The sequence below is a fragment of the Micromonospora sp. NPDC047521 genome, assembly GCF_055587305.1.
In genome coordinates, this window is record NZ_JBVJGN010000018.1 from 71,823 (window position 1) to 93,644 (window position 21,822).

At 71.6% G+C, this 21,822-nt stretch carries 17 protein-coding genes; 9 read left to right on the forward strand and 8 right to left on the reverse strand.

Going from position 1 to position 21,822, the window contains the following annotated elements:
• The first annotated feature begins 57 nt into the window (after positions 1-57).
• Positions 58-462, forward strand: coding sequence for a thioesterase family protein (locus ACZ6N8_RS28175; protein ID WP_466013706.1), 405 nt, complete (start codon positions 58-60; stop codon positions 460-462).
• Positions 459-1,289: an MBL fold metallo-hydrolase gene (locus ACZ6N8_RS28180; protein ID WP_466013708.1), complete on the forward strand. Its 831-nt coding sequence runs from the start codon at positions 459-461 to the stop codon at positions 1,287-1,289. The genes ACZ6N8_RS28175 and ACZ6N8_RS28180 overlap by 4 nt, the downstream gene beginning before the upstream one ends.
• Here the strand turns inward: ACZ6N8_RS28180 and ACZ6N8_RS28185 are convergent.
• Together ACZ6N8_RS28185 and ACZ6N8_RS28190 are read right to left on the reverse strand one after the other, a co-directional pair.
• Positions 1,286-2,221, reverse strand: a complete 936-nt coding sequence (locus tag ACZ6N8_RS28185) for a PfkB family carbohydrate kinase (protein WP_466013709.1) — start codon at positions 2,219-2,221, stop codon at positions 1,286-1,288. The two genes, ACZ6N8_RS28180 and ACZ6N8_RS28185, sit on opposite strands and share 4 nt — an antisense overlap.
• Positions 2,222-2,318: 97 nt before the next feature.
• Complete coding sequence (locus ACZ6N8_RS28190) at positions 2,319-3,464, reverse strand: XdhC family protein (protein ID WP_466013711.1); 1,146 nt, start codon at positions 3,462-3,464, stop codon at positions 2,319-2,321.
• Between the two features lie 317 nt (positions 3,465-3,781).
• On the opposite strand from ACZ6N8_RS28190, the gene ACZ6N8_RS28195 reads away from it, so the two are divergent.
• Positions 3,782-4,900 carry a lytic polysaccharide monooxygenase gene (locus tag ACZ6N8_RS28195; RefSeq protein ID WP_466013713.1) on the forward strand — a complete coding sequence of 373 codons (1,119 nt, stop codon included), beginning with the start codon at positions 3,782-3,784 and terminating at the stop codon, positions 4,898-4,900.
• 68 nt (positions 4,901-4,968) lie between these two features.
• Here the strand turns inward: ACZ6N8_RS28195 and asnB are convergent, their stop codons facing one another.
• Complete coding sequence (asnB, locus tag ACZ6N8_RS28200; protein WP_354827771.1) at positions 4,969-6,930, reverse strand: asparagine synthase (glutamine-hydrolyzing); 1,962 nt, start codon at positions 6,928-6,930, stop codon at positions 4,969-4,971.
• 135 nt (positions 6,931-7,065) lie between these two features.
• On the opposite strand from asnB, the gene ACZ6N8_RS28205 reads away from it, so the two are divergent.
• The 3 genes from ACZ6N8_RS28205 (at position 7,066) to ACZ6N8_RS28215 (ending at position 12,633) form a co-directional block, all read left to right on the forward strand.
• Positions 7,066-8,547 carry an aminopeptidase P family protein gene (locus ACZ6N8_RS28205; RefSeq protein ID WP_466013716.1) on the forward strand — a complete coding sequence of 494 codons (1,482 nt, stop codon included), beginning with the start codon at positions 7,066-7,068 and terminating at the stop codon, positions 8,545-8,547.
• 380 nt (positions 8,548-8,927) lie between these two features.
• The gene (locus tag ACZ6N8_RS28210) at positions 8,928-10,682 is read left to right on the forward strand and encodes a right-handed parallel beta-helix repeat-containing protein (protein WP_466013718.1); all 1,755 of its coding nucleotides are present in this window, start codon (positions 8,928-8,930) and stop codon (positions 10,680-10,682) included.
• A 304-nt stretch (positions 10,683-10,986) separates the two neighbouring features.
• Positions 10,987-12,633: a hypothetical protein gene (locus ACZ6N8_RS28215; protein ID WP_466013720.1), complete on the forward strand. Its 1,647-nt coding sequence runs from the start codon at positions 10,987-10,989 to the stop codon at positions 12,631-12,633.
• 85 nt (positions 12,634-12,718) lie between these two features.
• On the opposite strand, the gene pulA is transcribed toward ACZ6N8_RS28215, so the two are convergent.
• Positions 12,719-18,220: a pullulanase-type alpha-1,6-glucosidase gene (gene pulA, locus ACZ6N8_RS28220; protein ID WP_466013722.1), complete on the reverse strand. Its 5,502-nt coding sequence runs from the start codon at positions 18,218-18,220 to the stop codon at positions 12,719-12,721.
• 108 nt (positions 18,221-18,328) lie between these two features.
• On the reverse strand, positions 18,329-18,619 hold the full coding sequence (locus ACZ6N8_RS28225; protein WP_466013724.1) for a cellulose binding domain-containing protein: 291 nt from the start codon (positions 18,617-18,619) through the stop codon (positions 18,329-18,331).
• A gap of 43 nt (positions 18,620-18,662) precedes the next feature.
• Here ACZ6N8_RS28225 and ACZ6N8_RS28230 point away from each other — a divergent pair, with 43 nt between their 5' ends.
• Positions 18,663-19,043, forward strand: coding sequence for a hypothetical protein (locus ACZ6N8_RS28230; RefSeq protein ID WP_466013726.1), 381 nt, complete (start codon positions 18,663-18,665; stop codon positions 19,041-19,043).
• A gap of 43 nt (positions 19,044-19,086) precedes the next feature.
• Here the strand turns inward: ACZ6N8_RS28230 and ACZ6N8_RS28235 are convergent, their stop codons facing one another.
• The 3 genes from ACZ6N8_RS28235 to ACZ6N8_RS28245 form a co-directional block, all read right to left on the reverse strand.
• A complete protein-coding gene (locus ACZ6N8_RS28235; protein WP_466013728.1) occupies positions 19,087-19,761 on the reverse strand; it encodes a hypothetical protein in 675 nt (224 codons plus the stop codon).
• A 112-nt stretch (positions 19,762-19,873) separates the two neighbouring features.
• Positions 19,874-20,263: a hypothetical protein gene (locus ACZ6N8_RS28240; protein ID WP_364362771.1), complete on the reverse strand. Its 390-nt coding sequence runs from the start codon at positions 20,261-20,263 to the stop codon at positions 19,874-19,876.
• A gap of 37 nt (positions 20,264-20,300) precedes the next feature.
• A complete protein-coding gene (locus ACZ6N8_RS28245) occupies positions 20,301-20,966 on the reverse strand; it encodes a hypothetical protein (protein ID WP_466013730.1) in 666 nt (221 codons plus the stop codon).
• 19 nt (positions 20,967-20,985) lie between these two features.
• On the opposite strand from ACZ6N8_RS28245, the gene ACZ6N8_RS28250 reads away from it, so the two are divergent.
• Together ACZ6N8_RS28250 and ACZ6N8_RS28255 are read left to right on the forward strand one after the other, a co-directional pair.
• Entirely contained in the window at positions 20,986-21,192 is a 207-nt protein-coding gene (locus ACZ6N8_RS28250) for a hypothetical protein (protein WP_364362769.1), read from the forward strand.
• A 16-nt stretch (positions 21,193-21,208) separates the two neighbouring features.
• Complete coding sequence (locus ACZ6N8_RS28255; protein WP_466013732.1) at positions 21,209-21,388, forward strand: hypothetical protein; 180 nt, start codon at positions 21,209-21,211, stop codon at positions 21,386-21,388.
• Positions 21,389-21,822: the final 434 nt, after the last annotated feature.

Sequence of the window (21,822 nt, forward strand, 5' to 3'; positions counted from 1 at the left end):
CACCCGGATCACCGGGCGCGTGCTCGGCGGCCCGGACGAGCACCTAGGCTGGCGACCATGCAGGAGCAGCCCGAGCCGGCCTTCGAGCCGGGTCTGACCGCCCAGGTCGAGTTGACCGTCAGTGACGCGGACACCGCCCAGGCGGTCGGTTCCGGGGACGTACCGGTGCTCGGCACTCCCCGGGTGCTGGCGCTTGTCGAGGCGGCCACTGTCGCGGCGACGGCGATCGGCATGCCCTCCGGGTCGACGACTGTCGGCACCCGCGTCGAGCTGGAACACCTGGCGCCGACGGTGGTCGGACGGACGGTCCGGGCGCAGGCGCTGCTGGCGACCGTCGACGGCCGCCGGCTGTCGTTCGAGGTCACCGTCAGCGACGGCGACCAGACGGTGGCCCGGGGCCGGGTGGACCGGATCCTGGTGGACCGGCAACGCTTCGTCGAGCGCGCCGGGCGGTCCTCGTGACCGCCGGGTTCGTCGAGGTCGCCGACCGGGTGTACGTGCGCAGCGAACCGCTGCTGCGGGTCAACGTCACGCTTGTCGTCGGGGCCGACGAGGCGCTGCTGGTGGACACGCTGTCCTCCGCCGCCCAGGCCGTCGAGCTGCGCGACGCCGTCCGGGAGGTCACCGACCGTCCGCTGACCGTGGTGAACACCCACCACCACTACGACCACTGCTTCGGCAACGCCGTCCTGGCCGGCGATCCACCCCGACCGGTGTACGCGCACGCCCTCGCCGCCGCGGCCCTGCGCGAGCAGCCGGAGCGGCTGCGCCGGGAGGCGTACGAGGAGTTGCGTCACGATCATCCGGCGCTCGCCGCCGAGTTGGCCGCCACACCGCTGCTCGCCCCGACGCACACCGTGCAGACCGAGACGGAGATCGATCTGGGTGGCCGGCCGGTGCTGCTGCGCCATCCGGGTCGCGGGCACACCGACGCCGACCTGGTGGTGCACGTGCCCGACGCGGATGTGCTCGTCGCCGGTGACCTGGTGGAGCAGAGCGGGCCGCCCGCCTTCGAGGACTCGTACCCCCTGCGCTGGCCGGACGCCGTCGCCGACCTGCTGCGGTTGACCACGGCGGGCACGGTGGTCGTGCCCGGGCACGGCGACCCGGTGGACGTCGAGTTCGTCCGCGCCCAGCACGCCGACCTGGTGCGGTTGGCCTGGCTGATCCGGGCCGCGCACACCGGCAGCGCGCCGCCCGAGCGGGTGGCCGCCGAGGCCCCCTTCGGCGCCCGCGCCGCCCTGCTCGCCGCCAAACGCGGCTACCTGGAACTGGACGGCACCGCCTAGGTCCCGAAGCGGCGGTCGACGTCGGCGCGGGTGGGCATGGCGGTGGCGCCGCCCGGGGATTCGCAGACCAGGCCGGCCACCCGCAGCGCGAACGCGACACGCGCGATCCAGCCCTGCGGGTCGGTCGGTTCGCCGTCGACGAGCAGGTCGGCGATCAACGCGGCCATCACCGAGTCCCCCGCGCCCGTGGCGTCGATCGCGTCGACCTTGGGCGCGGGCACGAGGACCGGGTCGGCGTCGGCGGCGGCGAGCACCGCGCCGGCCGCGCCGAGTGTCACCACCACCGTGGCGGCGCCCAGCTCACGCAGGTACGCGGCCACCCCCTCGGCCGGCTCGCCCGGGTAGAGCAGTTGCGCGTCGGCGCCGCTCAACTTCACCACGTGCGCTCCGGCGGCGAATTCGGCCACCACCTCGCGCAGCCCGGCCAGCGCGGCCGGCCCGTCCAGCAGCCGGGGCCGTACGTTCGGGTCGAAGACCCGCAGCCCGGTGGCGAGTGACCAGGCGCGGCGGGCGGCGGCCAGGGTGGAGGGTCGCAGCAGCACCACCGAGCCGCAGTAGAGCACGTCGGCGCCCTCCGTCAGCGCCAGGTCCAGGTCGTCGGGGCCGAGCAGGCTGTAGGAGGGCGGCTCGCCGTAGAAGCGGAAGTCGGGTTCCGGGCCGGCGAGGGTGACAACGGCCAGCGAGGTGGACGCCGGCGCGGTCACCGCGCCGGCCAGCCCGACGTCGGCGGCGGCCAGGAACGCGCGGATCCGGCCGGCCAGCACGTCGTCGCCGAGCGAGCCGACGAACTGTGCCGCGCCGCCGAGTCGGGCCACCCCGACGGCGACGTTCAGCGGGCCGCCACCGATGGCCTGCCGGTACACCCGTTCGCCGTCGCACTCGCTGTCGAGCAGGTCGACGAGCGCCTCGCCGAGCACCACCGCGTACCCCATGCCGCCCCCTTTCGTCCGTCGCGGGCCGCCACCGCCCGCCGCACCAGGCTGGCACAGCCGGCGGCCCGGCGGGCGGGGAAGGCGACGCAACGCCGCGCTACGCCGGCTCGTGGATCGGCCCGGCGAGCGCCGCCAGCGGCCGGCCGGATCCGCCCCACCGGGCCGCGACGATCTGCGCGGCCACGCTCACCGCGGTCTCCTCGGGGGTACGACCACCGAGGTCCAGCCCGATCGGGGAGGCGAGCCGGGCGAGCTGGGCGGTGCTGAGTCCCGCCTCGCGCAGCAGCTTGTGCCGCTCGTCGTGGGTGCGCCGCGACCCCATGGCCCCGACGTACGCGAGTCGGTGGCGCAACGCCAGCTCCAGCAGCGGCACGTCGAACCTCGGGTCGTGGGTGAGCACGCAGACCACTGTGCGTCCGTCGACCCGCCCGGCGTCCAGCTCGGTACGCAGGTAGCGGTGCGGCCACTGCGCCACGACCTCGTGGGCCTCGGGGAATCGTCGTGCGGTGGCGAAGACCGGCCGGGCGTCGCAGACGGTGACCCGGTAGTTCAGGAAAGCGCCGATCCGGGCCACTGCGGCGGCGAAGTCGATCGCCCCGAAGACGATCATCCGAGGTGGTGTGGTGTAGGCGGTCACGAAGAGGCTGAGGCCGAGGCCCCGGCGTTGACCGTGGTAGCCGTACCGCAGCAGGCCACTGTGGCCGGCGGCGAGCAGCCCGCGGGCGTCGGTGGTGGCGGCGTCGTCGAGCCGGTCGTCGCCGAGCGACCCGGTGACCTCGTCGGCGGTGAGCACCAGTCGCCGGCCGAGCCGTCCGGCCGGATCGGCCGCTGCCGCTCCCTCGCCGGCGTCGGCCGCCACGCAGGTGATCACCGCCGCCGGCTGTCCGGCGCGGCGGGCGGCGGCGACCGCCTCCAGCTCCGTACGACGGCCGGGGCCGATCCGCTCCACGAACACGTCGAGCGCGCCGCCGCAGGTCAGCCCCACGGCGTACGCGTCGTCGTCGCTGACGCCGTAGCGGGTGAGTTCGGGTGCGCCGGTGTCGAGGACCAGGCGGGCGCGTTCGTACAGGTCGGCCTCGACGCAGCCGCCGGAGACGCTGCCGGTGACGGTGCCGTCGGCGGCGACAAGCATGGCGGCGCCCGGTGGTTGTGGCGCGGAGCGCCAGGTGGCCACGACTGTGGCCAGGGCGACCGGTTCGCCAGCGTGGCAGCGGCGGTGCATCTCGTCGAACACGTCCGGCACCCGCACCTCCCCGCGTCATTCTTCCTTTTTGGCAGGATATGCCGCAGACAGTGGCGCTGCGGGTCGTCCGACACATCGAGGATCGGCTATTGCGTGCCGGTCTGGCGGCATGGTGGGATGACGCGTACCGGGCGGTGCGAGGGCTGCCGCGCCGCCGGTTGCCGGGTTGTTCGACGCGAGGGCGCCGGTCCGTGACAGGACCGCTGATGGCGCGCGTCCATTGGCCGCTTCCGGCCTGGCACGTCGCCGTGATCGCCACATCCCACCCGATTGGGCGGGGCGTCTCGGGCGGCACGCCTCGCGAGTCAGGAGATCCCGTGAACCGTTCCCGTACGGCCGCACTGCTCACCGCGGCCCTTACCGTCGCTCTGGGCGCCGTCGCCCTGGCGTCGAGCCCGCAGCCGGCTGCCGCGCACGGCGCCGCGATGACCCCGGGCAGCCGCACCTACCTGTGCTGGCAGGACGGCCTGAGTCAGACCGGCGAGATCCGGCCCACCAACCCCGCGTGTTCGGCCGCCGTGGCGCAGAGCGGCGCGAACTCGCTCTACAACTGGTTCAGCGTGCTGCGCTCCGACGCCGGCGGTCGCACCACCGGCTTCATCCCGGACGGCCAGCTGTGCAGTGGCGGCAACTCCGGCTACAGCGGGTTCAACCTGGCCCGCACCGACTGGCCGCTGACCCACCTGACCTCCGGTGCGCGGCTGGACTTCCGGTACAGCAACTGGGCGCACCACCCGGGCACGTTCTACTTCTACGTGACGAAGAACAGCTGGAGCCCGACCCGGGCGCTGGCCTGGAGTGACCTGGAGGAGCAGCCGTTCCTCACGGTGACCAACCCGCCGCAGCGCGGCTCGGTCGGCACCAACGAGGGGCACTACTACTTCAGCGGCAACCTGCCGTCGGGCAAGAGCGGCCAGCACATCATCTACTCCCGCTGGGTCCGCTCGGACTCGCAGGAGAACTTCTTCGGCTGCTCCGACGTGGTGTTCGACGGTGGCAACGGTCAGGTGACCGGCGTGAAGGGCGGCACGACGTCGCCGACCCCGACGCCTACCACCCCGACCCCGACGCCTACCACCCCGACACCCGGGCCGACCGACCCGCCGCCCACCACCACCCCGCCGCCCGCGGGCGGTGACTGCATGGCGGTCTACAAGGTGAGCAGCGCCTGGCAGGGCGGCTTCCAGGGCGAGGTCACGATCATGAACCACGGCAGTACGCCGTTCAACGGCTGGACCGCGAGCTGGACCTGGCCCAACGGGCAGTCGATCAGTCAGATCTGGGGTGCGACGCAGACGTCGTCCGGTTCCTCGGTGACGGCCACGAACGTCGCCTACAACGGCACCGTCGCACCGGAAGGCACCACGACGTTCGGCTTCCTGGCGAGCACGTCAGGAACGAACGGACTCCCGACGGTCACCTGCGCCCGTCGCTGACACTCCTGAGTTGATCGGGAGGTCTGCGTCACCGCCTGGCGCTGACGCAGACCTCCCGATCGACAGGATCAGCGGACCATGCTCCCGACGACAGGCTTCGTGAGCAGGGCGGACTGGTTGCGCTGGATGCCCGGGTCGAGGGTCTTGGCCACGAAGATGGCGTGCCAGATGCAGAAGATCAGCACCGTCCACACCTTGCGGGAGTGGTCGGCCTCCTCCCGCTTGTGCTCGTCGAGCAGCCGCAGCGCGTACGACAGGTCGAGCAGGTCACCGGCCCCCGAGGTGCTCAGCACGTGCCGGGCCCACTCGTACATCTCCCCGCGCAGCCAGACCCGGGTCGGGGTCGGGAAGCCCAACTTCTTGCGGTTCACGATGGCCGGCGGGACGACACCCTGCAACGCCTGACGCATCGCGTACTTGGTGGCGTCCGAGCGCGGCGGCAGCTTCAGGTCCACCGGGATCTTCGCCGCCACGTCGAACACCTCGCGGTCGAGGAACGGCACCCGCACCTCCAGCGAGTGCGACATCGAGATCCGGTCGGCCTTGACCAGGATGTCGCCGCGCAGCCACGTGTAGAGGTCGACGTACTGCATCTTGGTGACGTCGTCCAGTTCGGTGCACTCGGCGTAGATCGGGGCGGTGACGTCGGTGTAGCGCACCGAGGGGTCGTAGCGACGCAGCAGGTGCTGCTTCTCCTCCTCGGTGAACATCCGGGCGTTGCCGTAGTAGCGCTCCTCGATCGGCGTGGTGCCGCGCTCCAGGAAGCTCTTGCCCTTGACCCCCTGCGGGATCGCCCTGGAGACCGCCCGCAGGCCCTTCTGCACGCCGCCCGGCAGGCCGTTCACGGTGCCGAGGGACAGCGGCTCCCGGTAGATCGTGTAGCCGCCGAAGAACTCGTCCGCGCCCTCACCGGACAGCACCACAGTGACGTGCTCGGCTGCCTTCTTCGCAACGAAGTACAGCGGGACCAGCGCCGGGTCGGCCACCGGGTCGTCCAGGTGCCAGACGATCTTCGGCAGGGCGTCGATCATGTCCTGCGGACCGATCTTGGTGGGGATGGTGGTGACGTCCAGGTGCCGGGCCGAGTCCTGCGCGACGTCGATCTCCGAATACCCGGGTACGTCGTAGCCGACGGTGAAGGTGAGGATGTTCGGGTTGAACTCGCGGGCCAGCGCGACCACCGCCGTGGAGTCGATGCCGCTGGACAGGAACGAGCCCACCGGCACGTCGGAGCGCATGTGCATGCGCACGCTCTCGCGCAGCGTCTCACGGATCTCGTGGTAGAGCTTCTGCTCGTCGTCGACCGGCGCCGGCCGGAACACCGGCCGGTACCACCGGCGTACGTCGATCCGCCCGCCCGGCGTCCAGGTCAGGTACTCCCCCGAGCCGATCCGGCTGATGCCCTTGTGCAGCGTGCCGGGCTCCGGCACGTACTGAAGGGTCAGGTAGTGGCTGAGGTTGGCCGCGTCGACACCCGCGTCGCCCTGGTAGTTGCTGTGCGCGAACGGCAGCAGCGCCTTCTTCTCCGACGCCAGGTAGAGCCCGTCGGCGGTCTCCAGGTAGTGCAGCGGCTTGATGCCGAAGTAGTCGCGGCCGCCGAACGCGCGCCGCTCCTGCCGGTCCCAGATGACGAACGCGAACATGCCCCGCAGCCGGGTGAGCACCTGCTCTCCCCAGTAGTGGTAGCCGGCGACGATCACCTCGCCGTCACCGGCGGTGGCGAACTGCGCGCCGAAGTCGCGGACCAGTTCGTCACGCAACTCGATGTAGTTGTAGATCTCACCGTTGAAGGTCAGCAGGTAACGGCCGTTCGCGTAGGGCAGCGGCTCGTGGCTCGACGCCACGTCGATGATGGCGAGCCGCTTGTGGGCGAACACTCCGTCCGCGTACCGGCCGGAGGCGTCGCCGACCACCTCGACCCCTGTCTCGTCGGGGCCGCGGTGGTGCAGGCATTCCAACGCTCCGGCGATGTGGTCGCGGTGCGCGGCGGCGTTACCGTTCGCGCTGAAGAAGGCCAGGAGTCCGCACATGGTGGTCATCTTCCCACGCGCGCCACTGGCCCGTCGCAGCCGTCCGTGCATCCGGAGCGCTCCCTGGGCGGCACCACCGCGAACCGGGCGCGCGGTACCGTCGGGACCAGCAACGAAGCGAAAGGGAGCGGCGCAATGACCGAGGGACGCACCGACGGTACGCCGGCGGACGGTACGGAATCGCACGATCCGGACTTCCCGGAGGCGTTCCTGTCCTTCATGCGGCAGGGCTGGCGCGACACGGCGCTGCCGGTGGCGCCTCGGGCCGAGGTGCCCAACTACGCCAAGCGGCGGGCCGCGCTCTCGGCGGCCTTCCCCGGCGAGACGCTCGTCATCCCGACCGGCACCGAGAAGGTCCGGGCCAACGACACCGACCACCCGTTCCGGCCGGGCAGCGACTTCGCCTACCTGACCGGCGACCACGACCCGGACAGCGTGCTGGTGCTGCGCCCGACCGGCTCGGGGCACGACGCGACTCTGTACATGCGGCCCCGCTCCTCGCGGGAGACCGACGAGTTCTTCCGCAGCCGCCACGGCGAGCTGTGGGTGGGCCGGCGGCACACGCTCAGCGAGAAGTCCACCGAGCTGGGGCTGCCCACCGCCGACCTGACCGGCCTGGAGGCGGCGCTGGCCGACCTGGCGCCGGGGCGTACCCGGGTGCTGCGCGGTTTCGACGCCCGCGTGGACGCCTCCGTCCGCCCGTACGACGGGGTCCGCGCCGAGGGGCAGCCGGCCCGTGACCGGGAGCTGGCGATCGCCATCTCGGAGATGAAGCTGGTCAAGGACGAGTGGGAGATCGGCCAGCTCCAGGACGCGATCGACGCCACCGTACGCGGCTTCGAGGACGTGGCCCGCGTCCTGCCCGCCGACCGGGCGGTCTCCGAGCGGCTGCTGGAGGGGGTCTTCGCGCTGCGCGCCCGGCACGACGGCAACGACGTCGGGTACGGCTCGATCGTCGGCGCCGGCGAGCACGCCACGATCCTGCACTGGGTGCACAACCACGGCGCCACCCGTCCGGGTGACCTGCTGCTCATGGACATGGGCGTCGAGGGCCGCAACCTCTACACCGCCGACGTGACACGCGTGCTGCCGGTCAGTGGCCGGTTCACCGCCCTGCAACGCCAGGTCTACGACATCGTGTACGCCTCGCAGCAGGCCGGCATGGAGGCCATCCGGCCCGGTGTGAAGTTCAAGGACGTCCACCTGACCTGCATGCGGGTCCTCGCCGAGGGCCTGTCCGACCTGGGTCTGCTCCCGGTGAGCGTGGACGAGGCGATGGACGAGAAGTCGACCGTCTACCGGCGGTGGACGCTGCACGGCTTCGGTCACATGCTCGGCATCGACGTGCACGACTGCTCGAACGCCCGCAAGGAGACGTACCGCGACGGCGCCCTGGGCGAGGGCTACGTGCTCACCGTGGAGCCGGGTCTGTACTTCCAGCCGGAGGACGAGCTGGTCCCCGAGGAGCTGCGCGGCGTCGGTGTGCGCATCGAGGACGACGTGCTGGTCACCGCGACGGGTGCGGTGAACCTCTCGGCCGGGCTGCCGCGTACCTCGGACGAGGTGGAGACCTGGCTGGCCGAGCAGCGCGAGGCCGGTCCCCGCCTGCCCGGCTGACCGCGACACAAGCACCACCGGCAACCTCACGCCCGGGCCGCGACGTCTCACCGTCGCGGCCCGGGCCTGTCTCTGCGGCCCGACCTCGTCCGCCGTGGCCCGCCTCGGCGGCGGGCGGTCCAGCCCCCGACGCGTGATCCTCAGTGGGGGACGTGGCACCTTCCGTCGGCGTTTGCGCTGCTCACACCCTTACCGCCACGCCGGCCGGTTCACCGGCTCCTGCCGCCGCCTGCACCATATGCGGAGTTATCTCGGATAAGTCCACATCGCGAAGATGGTTCTCATACGGTGGGGATCGGAGGCTACAACCCGTTTGTAGCTGGTCGTGGCGCCTCGGGCGGTGCGATCCCGTCTGGTAACAGGAAGGGCGGAAGGCTCTGATGTCCTACGACGTATCGAGTACCGACGGCGGGGCCTCGTCAGCTCCGCCGACACGACGAAGCCGGGCGCTCTGGGTCGCCGGCGTGGCCGGGTTGACCGGCGTTGTCGGCCTCGCGGCCCTCGGCGGCCTTGCCGCACGCGACGACAAGCCCAGCTCCGACCGGGTGTCCGACGCCCAGCCCTCGACCAACCGGCAGAACGTCAGCGACGCCGGTGACACCGCCGATGGCGGCAAGGAGGCCGGCGACCGGGACGACGAGTGGAGCGGCGACGACTGGAGCGGCTACGACGATCGGGCCGACAAGCGTGCCGAGAAGGACCGGGGTACGCGGGTCCCCTGCGACAGCGACAAGCTGATCCAGGCGATCACGTACGCCAACAACGCCAGCGGCGGCGTGCTGGAACTCGCCAAGGGCTGCACGTACATCCTGACCCGCAACCAGGACGGCAACGGCCTTCCGGTGATCACCCAACCGATCACCCTCAAGGGGGAGCACACGACAATCGGTCGTGAGGCCACCGCCGACTACTTCCGCATCCTCAACGTCGGCCCGGGCGGGGACCTCGTTCTCAAGGGTCTGAGCATCAGGGGCGGTCAGACCATCCAGCGGGCGATGACCGCGGACCCGGCGACGGTATGGGCGCCGTACTCGACGTCGGTCCGGACCACGACGGCCAAGCCGGCGACGGCAGCCAAGCCGGCCGCAGTAGCCAAGCCGGTCGCGCCGGTGGCGGCGGCCAAGCCGACCACCGCGGCAGCCAAGCCCGCCGCGAAGCCGGCGGCCAAGGCGGCGGCGAAGGCGGCAGCCGCCACGGCGGCAAGGCCCACGGCGACGGTGGCGAAGCCGGCGACGGCCGGGCCCGCGGCGGTGCCGCTGGTGCAGGAGCCGGGGACCAACGACGGCGCCGGGGTGCTGGTGCAGCCCGGTGGCCGCGCGGAGATCCTGGACAGCGAGGTGCTCTACAACCAGTCCGGCGGCAACGGTGGCGGGTTGGCCAACTTCGGCAGCACCCGTCTCAGCAGGACCACGGTGGCGCACAACACGGCCTTCTTCCACGGCGGCGGCATCTTCAACGCCGGGGTGCTCCAGGTCGACGAGTCGAAGATCAAGGACAACACGGCAATCATCGGCGGTGGCGGTATCGCCAACGGCGCGGCCGGGATCTTCACCGAGGACGTCGACGGCGGCTCGGTGTGGGTCTACAAGAGCGAGGTCACCGACAACGAGACGCTCGGCTTCGGCGGCGGCGTCCTGGACGTCGGGGGCACCACGACGCTGCACGAGACGACGGTCAGCGGCAACACGGCGGTCCTCGCCGGCGGCGGGGTGGCCGTGGCCGACAGCCAGCTCACCCTCGAGCAGGCCACTGTGGCGAGGAACAGCACCGCCGGTGTGGGTGGCGGCGTGGCGGTCGCCTTCGACAGCACCGCGACGATCGAGGACACCACCATCAAGGACAACACCGCCGGGTTCTTCGGCGCCGGCCTCTACAACGAGGACAGCGTCACCACGCTGCGCGACAGCGAGGTGGTGGGCAACCGGGCCATCGGGCCGTTCGGCAGCGGCGGCGGCATCTACAACACGGACGGCGGCGAGGTCACCCTGCGCCGGACGACTGTGTCGCACAACGTCGCGACCCTGCCGCCGGGCGGGATCTCCAACGGCCTCGGCAGCTTCGTACGACTGGACGACGAGTCCGCGGTGTCGGCCAACCGCCCCACCAACTGCCTGAACGTTCCCGGTTGCTTCTGACCGGAACGGGTGGCTGATCCACATAGAGGGCGCGCCCCTCCGAGCCGGGTCTCCGGTGCGGAGGGGCGTACCCATTTGGGCTGCTCACCGGCCCTGCGACCGGCTTGGGGGGCCCGTCCCGAACCGGGGCTTCCAGACCCCTCCGGGCCCGCTACGAACCTAATGTGGGGTTGTTTCGGATAAGCCCGCGAGGCGAGGAACATTCTCATAAGTTGGTTTTGGGAGCTACAACCGATTTGTAGCAGGGGACGCCCGCCTGAGGGCGGCGACCCTGTCTGGTACGAGGAGAGGGCAGAGAGCTCCGATGTCCAACTACCTAACGAACAACGAAGCCTCCGGGCGGGCGGCGGCCAAGCGTCGCCGCAAGCTCTGGCTCGCCAGCGGCGTGGCCGGTTTGACGGGCGTGGTCAGTCTCGCGGCGGTGGGCGTCGCGAGCAGCGCCGGTGCGGTCGGCCTGAACTGGAACACCGCGCAGGTGAGCAAGGACGGCGACCAGCGCGGCGACGAGGGCCGCGACTGGGACAAGGACAAGGACCGGGACAAGGACAAGGACCGGGACAAGGACCACGAGCGCGGGAAGGAGGTGCCCTGCGACACCGACAAGCTGATCCAGGCGATCGTGTTCGCCAACAACAAGCACGGCGGTGTGCTGGAGCTGGCCAAGGGCTGCACCTACAACCTGACCCGCAACGACTTCCAGGGCAACGGCCTTCCGGTGATCACCGAGGACATCACCCTCAAGGGTGAGCACACGACGATCTCCCGGGAAGCCACTGCGGACTACTTCCGGATCCTCAACGTCGGCAGCGGTGGTCACCTCACCATCAAGGGCGTGACCGTCAAGGGTGGCCAGACCCTCGAACTGTTCGACGCGGTGGAGCCGGCGGCCGTCTGGGCGTCCTACTCGGACTCCGAGGCGATCGCCGCGCAGGTGAAGGCCGGCGTTCCGCTGAACCAGGCGCTCAGCGCCCGGCAGGCGAACCCGAAGGCGGGTCTGAAGGCGGCTCCGAAGGCCGCACCCAAGGCCGCGCCGAAGGCCCAGGGCGGCGTCGTCACGCCGCTCGTGCAGGAGCCGGACGCGAACGACGGCGCTGGCATCCTGGTCCAGCCGGGCGGCACCGCCGAGATCCTGGAGTCCGAGGTCGTCCTCAACCAGTCCGGCGGCAACGGCGGTGGCGTGGCCAACTTCGGCACCACGAAGATCTGGCACAGCACCGTGGCCCGCAACACCGCCTTCTTCTTCGGTGGTGGTGTCTTCAACGCCGGCGTGCTCAAGGTCGAGGAGTCGAAGGTCACCGACAACACCGCCGTGATCGGCGGCGGCGGCATCTCCAACGGCGCGGCGCCCATCTTCACCGATGACGTCGACGGCGGAACTGTCGAGCTGAAGAAGACGGAGATCACCGACAACGAGACGCTCGGCTTCGGCGGTGGCCTCCTCGACATCGGCGGCAACACCACGGCGTACGAGACGAAGTTCGCCTCGAACACCGCGGTCCTCGCCGGCGGTGGTCTGGCCGCGGCGGACAGCCAGCTGAACCTGCACCACGTCAGTGTCGAGAAGAACAGCACCGCGGGTGTCGGTGGCGGTGTGGCCATCGCCTTCGACAGCGCGGTCACGTTCGAGAAGAGCAGCATCAAGGACAACACCGCCGGCTTCTTCGGCGGCGGGCTCTTCAACGCCGACAGCGTCACCACGCTGCGCGACAGCGAGGTCGTCGGCAACCGGGCCATCGGCCCGATCGGGGTCGGCGGCGGCATCTTCAACATCTTCGGCGAGGTCACCCTGTCGAAGACGACTGTCGCCCACAACTTCTCCACCTTCGCTCCGGGCGGTGTCTTCACCTTCTTCGGCGAGGTGAACGTGGACGACAAGTCGGCGATCACGGCGAACCGTCCGACCAACTGCCTGGCCATCCCGGGCGGCACCATCGAGAACTGCTTCGCCTGATCACCCCTGGGGTGACAGCAGCAGGACCCGAACACAACAGAGGCCGGCCCCCTTCCGCGCGACGCGGAAGGGGGCCGGTCCGTCGTCATTTCTGGACGAACACCGCCACGCTGCGCGCCGGCACCGTGAACGTGCCGGACGCCCTGTCGAACGCGGCAGTGCGCAGCACCGGGTCGGCCGACGTCAGCAGCACCGGGTGCAGTGCCACGTTCGCGCCGCGCAGACCTGCCACCGTCTGCGTCGCCGCCGTCGGGGTGCCGTTGAAGACGACTGCCAGCGACGTGTACGGGCCGCCCAGCCCGCGGGCGTCCAGGGTCATGGTGAGCACGCCCGGCGTCTCCTGCTCCCCGGACAGCGGGAACGCCACCCGCTGCTGCACCTGCTCGGCGGTGGCCAGCCCGAACACCGGCGACGACGCCCGGATGCGCAGCAGCTCGGCGTACCGGGCGTCGGTGGTGGTGATCGCCGCGCAGTCCGGCACCAGCGCCGGGTCGGCCAGCAGGGGCTTGGCGTACGACCACTTGTCCTCGTTGTCCTGCGCGGGCGGCAGACCGGCGCCGAACCCGTTGCCCTGTGCGCAGTTCCACCGGATCTGGTTGAACCAGTCACCTGAGTTGTACGAGTTGCGGTCCAGCGACTTCGACCGCAACCGTTCGGTGCCGGCGGTGACGAACCCGGTGCCCTGTCCCAGCACCACGGTGCCCAGCGCCAGCACCTGCATCCGGGAGCGGTCCGCCGCAGAGGTGCCCTGCGGCAGTTTGTACGCCAGCGCGTCGTACAGGATCTCGTTGTCGTGCGCGTCGACGTAGGTGACGGCCTCCCCCGGCGCTGCGGTGTAGCCGGCCGGGGAGCCGTTGTAGTCCACCTGCGCGCCGGTGACCTGCCGTCCGGCGGTGTCGGTGAACCGGTATCCGCGCAGGTTGCCGGTGAGCCCGACCTTGATCAGGTCGTGGGCGTGCAGCAGGCGGGCCTTCTGCTCGGCCGCCGACCCGTTGACGGCGTCGCCGTTCGGGTCGGTGTAGAGCCCGGACGCGAAGCCCTGGACGCGCGGGTTGGCGTCGAACGGGCCGCCGCCGCGCACCGCGTCGCGCAGCCGGTCGTTGAAGGTGCCGATGCCGGTGCCTGCCATGTTGGCCTGGGTGGCCTGCACGAACCGGGCGTCGTTGGCGACCTCGCCGAAGTTCCAGCCCTCGCCGTACAGCATGATCGACCGGCCGTCCACGCCGTCGCGGGCGACTGTCAGCCGGTCGAGGGCCGCGCGGACGGCCAGGATGTTCGCCTTCGGGTGGTGTCCCATCAGGTCGAACCGGAAGCCGTCCACCTTGTACTGCCTGGCCCAGGTGACAAGCGAGTCGACCACCAGTTTGCCCATCATGGCGTGCTCGGGCGCGGTGTTGGCGCAGCAGGTGGAGTTGGCCACCGTGCCGTCCTCCAGCAGGCGCTGGTAGTAGCCGGGCACGATCTGGTCGAGCACCGACTTGTCGTCGGTGCCGGCGGCGGACGTGTGGTTGTAGACGACGTCCATGACGACCCGCAGGCCCGCGCCGTTGACCCCGGCGACCATCGAGCGGAACTCGGTGGTCCGCGCCGCGCCGGCCGGGTCGACGGCGTAGCCGCCCTCGGGCACCGTGTAGTGCAGCGGGTCGTACCCCCAGTTGTAGCCGTCGGTCCCGGCGACCGCCGCCACGCACTTCTGCTGCTCGGCCGAGTCCGGTGGCAGGGCCGCCAGGTCACAGGCCGGCTGGCGCTGGTCGGCGCGCCTCTCCGGGATGGTGGCGAAGTCGAACGCCGGCAGCAGGTGCAGGTGGGTGACCCCGGCGTCGCCGAGCGCCCGCAGGTGGGTCATGCCCGCGGTCTTCGGGTCGGTGAAGGCGAGGAACGTCCCCCGCCGTTCGGCCGGCACTGTGTCGTCGGCCATCGAGAAGTCCCGCACCGACAGCTCGGAGATCTGCGCCTTCGCGGCCGGCACCGGCGCCGGTTTGCGCAGGGTGCGCCAGCCGGCCGGGGCCAGCGCCGGGTCGTTCAGGTCGACGAGTTGGCTGTGCGTGGAGTCCGCGGCGAGGGCCACCGAGTACGGGTCGGTCACCGAGGCGGTGACCATCTTCTGCGCCGCCGGTTGCCACGCCTGCACCTGGTAGCGGTAGTACTTTCCGACCCAGGTGTGGTTGCCGCGCACCGACCACACACCGGTGCGGTCGTCGCGGCGCATCGGCACCGTCGTCGGCTGCGCGGTGGGCGAGTCGAACAGGTGCAGCGCCACCGTGCGGGCCGTCGGCGCCCACACCGCGAGGCTCGGCGTACGGCCGGCGAACGTCGGGCCGAGCGTCGCGTCGGCGGCCCGGGCGTACACGTCGTCGAGCACGCCGGGGATCTGCACGCCTGTCGCGGCGAGCAGGGCACCGTCGGCGTCGCGCTCGGTGACGAGCAGCTGCCCCCGCAGCGCCGCCGGGACCCTGGCCAGGTCACCCCGGTCCAGGGTGAAGCTCCGGTACGACCACAGGTGCGGGAACGCCGTGCGTTGGGCCTCGGTGAGCCCGTTGCGCTGCGCCCGCAACGGCAGACTGGTGTACGTCCCGGCCAGCTCCCCGTCGACCACGCTGACCCCGCCGGCCGGCGCGGTGACCAGCGCGTACGTCTTCCCGTCGGTGGGTCCGGTCTGCCAGGCCACGGTGGACCTGTCGATCCAGTGCGCCTTCTGCCTGCTGATGTCGGTGTCCCCGCTGGCGCTTGTCGCGGTCGTCGGCAGCAGGCGGCCCGGGGTGGCGGCGAGCAGCCACACCTCCCGGCCGGCGCTGGCGAAGTCGAGCCGCTGGTCGTCGGGCAGGTCCTTGGTGTCGCCGTTGTGGATGATGTAGTTCAGCCCGGTGGCACCGGCCGCCAGCGGCACCCGGAACACCGCGCCGAACGCGTCGACCGAGGTCGGCCGCAGAGGGCTTGACCACTCCGTCGGGGTGGCCGCCCCGTCCCACAGGTGCAGGCCCCAGCCGTCGTAGTTGCCGTCGGCCCGCCGGTAGTGGATCACGGCGGTGCCCTCCTCGACAGGCGGGGCCGGTTCACCCGCGGCTGCCTGCCGGGTCGGGTAGATCGCCGGGTCGCCCTGCTTGAGCCAGATCTCACCTGTGGAGGTGACGTCGATGCTGCGGTCCTGGGCGACGTCCTTGGTGCCGTTCCTGTCGACCACCACGAAACCCACGGACTTCGCGCCCGGCTTGAGTTTCACCCACGCGAACCGGCCGTAGGAGTCCTCGCCGGCGAACGGTTGCCCCTTGGGCCACTCGGTGACGTACGCCGGGTCGATGTCACCCCACGCGTACAGACCCCAGTCGTCGTAGCCACCGGCGGGGCGCTTGTAGTGCACCACCGCCCACTCCCGGGACTCGCCCAGCGGCGGCGTACCGACGACGGCGGTGGACCGGGCCGTGGCGGTGCGGCCCCGGCCGTCGCGGACCACCGCCCTGTACTCGACCCGGGTGCCGCCGGCCAGGCCGGTCAGGTCGTGCCGCACGGTGTACGGCGCGTGGTCGGCGCTGCCCAGCAGCGTCCACTTCCCGCCCGCGACCCGGGCGGCGACGGTGACTGTCGCGAGCGGGTCGCCTGTCACCTGGGCGGTGACGGCGGCCCGGGTGACGACCGGCGCGTCCGGGGCGGGGCTGGTGATGGTGACGCGCGGCGCGGCGGTCGGGCGCGCGACGGGGGTGCCGGCGCGGTGCACCACCGCCGACAGGGGCGGCACGGTGACTGTGAGTCTGCCGTCGGCGCCCGCCGTGGTGGTCTGGCTGCCGCCGTAGACGCCTGTGAAGGTGGCGCCGGCCGACCAGGTGTCCACCGTGACAGTCTGCGCGGTGTCGGCGTTGTTCACCGCCACCACGTACTCGGTGCGGTCGGCCGGGGCGATGCGGGACGCGGCGAAGACACCCGGGCCGTCGGCGGCGTACCTGGTGACCTGCACACCGTCGCGCAGCGCCTGGTGCGCCTGGCGCAGCCGGCCCAGCTCGGCGATGGTCCGGTACAGCGGATGGTTCGTGTCGAACTGGTCGCTGGCGTGGGTGCGGTCCGTGCCGAGCAGGTCGTCGTCGAGGTAGTCGGGGACCTTCGACGCGAACATGTCCTGCCGGGCGTCCTTGTCCCCGCCGGGGCCGGTGAAGCCCTGCTCGTCGCCGGAGTAGACCACCGGCTGGCCACGGGTGAGGAACATCAACTGGTGGGCGAGCTGGTCACGCCGCAGGTGGCTGGCCGCATCGGTGCCACCCCCGGCGATGAACGAGCCGATCCGGCCCATGTCGTGGTTGCCGAGGAACGTGGTCAGCCGACCGGCGTCGGTGTCCCGGGCGGCGTACAGGTCGTCGCGGGCGTACACGTCGGCAAGCGCCTTCGCCGAGCCGGAGCCCGCGGTGTAGCCCCGCGCGGCCTCCTGGAAGGCGAAGTCGAGGGTGGCCGGCAGGCCGCCCTGCCGGACGTAGCTGGAGGTGATCTCCGGGTCGGCGCTGTACACCTCGCCGAACATGAAGAAGTCCTTCTTGCCCGCCTTCTCGGCGGCCCGCTCGATGCCCGCGCTGAACTGCGGCCAGAAGTCCATGTTGACGTGCTTCACGGTGTCCAGCCGGAACCCGTCGACGCCTGTCGCGCCGATCCAGTCCCCGTACGCCTTGGTCAACCCTCGCACCACCTCGGGACGTTCGGTCCACAGATCGTCGAGGCCGAAGAAGTCGCCGTACTCGCTGTTCTCGCCCGCGAAGGTCGAGTCGCCCCGGTTGTGGTACATGGTGGCGTCGTTCAGCCAGGCCGGCACCTTCACCGTGGCGTCCGCCGGGTCGTCGAACATCGGCGTGTACGGGAACGACTCCCGGTCGACCTGTGGGAAGGCGCGGCTGCCGTCGGCGTAGTTGCGGTCCTCGAACGCCCGTCCCTGCGCGTCGGTGTACGGCGAGGTCGCCTTGTCCACGTACGCGTACCTGTCCTCGGCGTACTTGATGACGTCTGCGGTGTGGTTGACGATCACATCGAGGTAGATCTTGATGCCGCGCTGGTGGGCGAGTCTGACCAGCCGCTTCATCTCCTCGTTCGTGCCGAAGTGCGGGTCCACCTGGGTGAAGTCGGTGATCCAGTAGCCGTGGTAGCCGGCCGAGACGTCGTCGCCCTCGCCCTGCACGGGCCGGTTCTTGAAGATCGGGGCGAGCCAGATGGCGGTGGTGCCCATCCCCTGGATGTAGTCGAGCTTGTCGATGACGCCCTTGAGGTCGCCGCCGTGGTAGAAGCCCTTGTCGGCCGGGTCGAGCCCGGTGCGGAGCCGGTCGCCGGTGAGGCCGCCCCGGTCGTTGCGGGGGTCGCCGTTGGCGAACCGGTCCGGCAGGACGAAGTAGAACTGCTCGGCGCGTGCGGAGGTGTCACCCGCCTTCAGCAGCGCGTCGGCTGTGGGTTCGTCGCGCCACTGGACGGCGCCGGCGGCGGCCAGGGCGTCGGCGCCGGACGGACGGCTGTCGTCGGTGGCGCCGAGCTGGCGCACCGCGACCGGGGCACCGACGAGGGTGACGGTGAGCAGGGAGACGAGGGCCAGCAGGGCGGTGCGCGGTATCGGCGGGGGTTTCATCGACGCCTTCCTCTGGTGGATTGGCCGCACGCTAACCCTTGCCGAAACATTCTGCAATACCTTGCAAACATGGTCGCAACAAAGCAGCGTCCTTGCGGAAGCTGCGCGTCAGAAGCCGCTGCACCGCACCCCGTCGACAGTGCACCCCCGCGGCGTGACTGACGCCCGCTCCAGGTGGAACCGCAGCGCCGCCGACCCACCGGGCGGCACGTCAACCCCGCTGACGTACGTGAAACCACCGTCGAACTGCCGCACCGTCCCCTGCGGCACGCCCTCCACCCAGGTCGTCACCAGCCGCCCACCGCCGGAGAACTCGAAGCGCACCGTCCAACCACGACGAACGCCCGACGCGTTGACGACCAGCACCTCACCGATGAACCCGCCGTCGAAGCTCTGCACCACCCGATACCGGCCACCGACCGCCGGCGCCTGCGGAGCGCGCGTGGCCGCCCGCGTCGGCGTCACCCCGGCCGTCGGTGCCCGCGACACCGCCGGGCTGCTCGACGGCACCCCGGTGGCACGCGGCGACAGCCCCGGCAACAGCGCCGGCGACGACGACCCGGTCGGCGTCGGCGTCGGCGTCGGCTCCTCCGACGGCACCGACGGCAGCGGCAACGCCGGCGGAGGCGACCCGGCGTCCGGCGCCGGACTACGCCCCCGGTACGCGCCCAGGGCCACGATGAGCAGCACCACCATCACCACGACACCGGCCAGCACCACGATCCACGGCGACGACGCGATGGCGACCGGACCACGGGACGGTCGACGGGCACGACGCATGCCGGACATGTACCTCCCTCAGCAGGCCGTCCGGGCAGCGTAGCGACCGACGGCCAGGCCCGGAAGCGCCGACGACGACCTGGCGATCAGCCGAGGCGGCAGGCCAGCCCGTTCACCGCGCACCGCAGCGGCCGGGAACCCGACTCGCCCCAGCCCAACCGCAACCGCACCGTCCGGGTGTCGCCCGGGGCCAACGAACGGGTGCCCCGCAGGACGAACTCGCCGTCGCCCCGCCCCCACACAGAAACCCCCGAGTCGTCGTTCACCCGCAGGGCCCACACGTCGTCGTCGTACGCCAACTCCACCCGCCAGTCCACCGACTGGCCCGTGGAGTTCGTGACCGACAGCACCGCCTCGGTCCCGTCGCGGCCATCCGTACCGACCTCGTACCGCGCGCTCACCGTCTTCGCCGACGTCGCCGCCACCGCCGGCGCGCTCCCCCGCCCCGGCGACGGCGACGCCGTGGCGACCCGGGGCGACGGCGCCCGACTGCTCCGCGACGGCCGCGGCGACACCGTCCGCCGCTCCACCCCCGCCGGCGTCGGCCCACCCGTCGGCGACACCGCCGCCGGCACCGTCGGCAGGAACACCGGCGGCGCGGCGCGCGGCCCGTCACCCTTCTCCCGGGTACGGAACGACAGCAACGCGACCACCAACAACGCCACAAGCACACACACGCCGAGCAGCACCACAACCCATGGCACCGACGCCAACAGTCGAGCCGTCCGCGCCTCTGCCGCACCCTCCGGCCGCACCGCCATCAGGTCTCCCCTCGTCCCCACCGACGCGCCAGCGTAGCCAGCACCGACGGATCGGGCCGATCGGCCCACCCGGCACCACGAACGGGCCGGTCGCGCAGGCGACCCCGGCCGATCAGGCCGTCCGGACGACCGTGCAGATGACCGGCTCCGAGTCGGCGGTACGCAGCAGATAGCGGTACCGCTCACCCGGCACCGAGCACCCCCGGCTGTCCAGGAACTCCCACTCCACAGCCACCATGGTCAGCAGCGCGGACAACGGCTGGACGTCCTCGATCCGGGCGTGCGCCGCGACCAGCTCCCGGTCCTGGTAGTCGGGGGCCGCGCCCACGAAGGACAGCGCCACCGCCGCCGGCGAGGTGAACGAGAAACTGTACGTGTCGGCCACCACCAGTCCGGGCAGGGCGTAACAGCCGGCGAGGGCCGGCAGGTCACCGGAGACCAGCGCCACGCCGTACCTGTCGAAGAAGTCCGCCAGCGTGTCGAGATCGGTGGAGGCGTTCACGGCGACAGCAATTGCCTGTCACCGGCCCGGCCAAACCTCAACGCGCCGGAACGTGGACCTCGATCTCCGCACCCAGGCCCGCACCCGAGGCCAGACCCAGATCGTCCCCGCTCCAGAACCGCCCCGGGTCGTACCAGTTCGGACGCCGTCCCGCCGGCAGCAACCCCATCGCCTCATAGGTCACCGCCACCACCTCCGCGCAGTACGCCGTCTCCAACGCCCGCTCCCGCGCCTCGGACGTCCGCGCCGGCTGGGACCCGAGGCGCCCGGGACGCGGCAGCGCCGGCACCCGTCCCCGTACCCACCGCCACGCCAGCTGCGCGGTCGACGGGAACGGCGTCCCGTCCAGCCGCGCGATCGTCCGCAGCACGGCCCGTTCCATCTCCCCGTCCGCAGGCGGGTCGAGCTGCCGCAGCCAGGCCCGCTGGCCGTACCTGTTGGCCCAGACGCAGACCGCGTCCCGCAGGTCGTGCAACTGCACGCCCCGCTGATGACCGCCCGACCACAGATCGGGCAGCGACCGGCCCAGCTCCGCGTGCCACATCAACGGCGGCATGTCGTCCAGGACCACCGCCATCCCGACGTGGTTCACCGGGCTGTTGGTGGTCAACTGGATCGCCCGGTCCGGCACGCTGCGGCCCCGGAACACCCACACGTCACCGGTGCGGGTCAACTCGACGGCCTCATCCAGGCTGATGCTCATGAGGGTCTACCCTAGGCCGATGCGGCAACGGATGCGGTGGTGGAAGGTCCTCGGGCTCGCCGGCCTCGCCGGCGTCGCGGCGTCCGGCGTGGTCATCGCCCGCGCCGAACGACGGCGGCGCGCGTACACCCCCGAGGAGATCCGGCAGCGGCTCCTCGAGCGGCACGCACAGGCCGGGGAGAACTCCCCTGTGGACGACGCGCGGGGCACCGTCACCGACGGGTGACCGATATCGTGCGGAGATGACGACGGCTGTCGCCGAGCCACCCTTCGTCCTGACCACACCCGCCGCGCCCGTCGAACGGCACGGCACCGTCGACCCGCACCCGCCCGCCCGCACCGGGCCGGCGCCGGCAGTCGTCGTGGTGCACGGCGCACCACTGCCACCAGACGTGCCCGACCCCCGCGACTGGCTGCTCTAACGCGGCTACGGCGCACCGCTCGCCGCTCTATCGGGGGCCGACCACCCGGCCGGCCCATTCGGCATCAGCAGCTACGGCGCACCGCTCGCCGAGGGCGACCCGGTCGGCGCGCTGATCAGCTACCAGGTCACCGAACTGTCGGCACTGCCCGCCTCGGCCGATGACGTCTCCGCGATGGTCGAGCAGGTCCGCGCCACCACGGGCATCCTCGACCACACGCGCGCAGCCCAGTGGAGCCGTACTCGCCGCCCGCGACGCGGTCCTCGCCATGCTCGACACCCCTGACCCACCGCGCCGCACACCCCGCAGCCGGTTCCTCCTCGCATGATCGTGCTCGATGGGACTGTAAGACGAACGGTGTAACTCCTGATCAAGGAGCAGCACCTGATGTCCGAAGGATCGATGGCCGCCGTGGATACTGCCGCGGTGGCGAA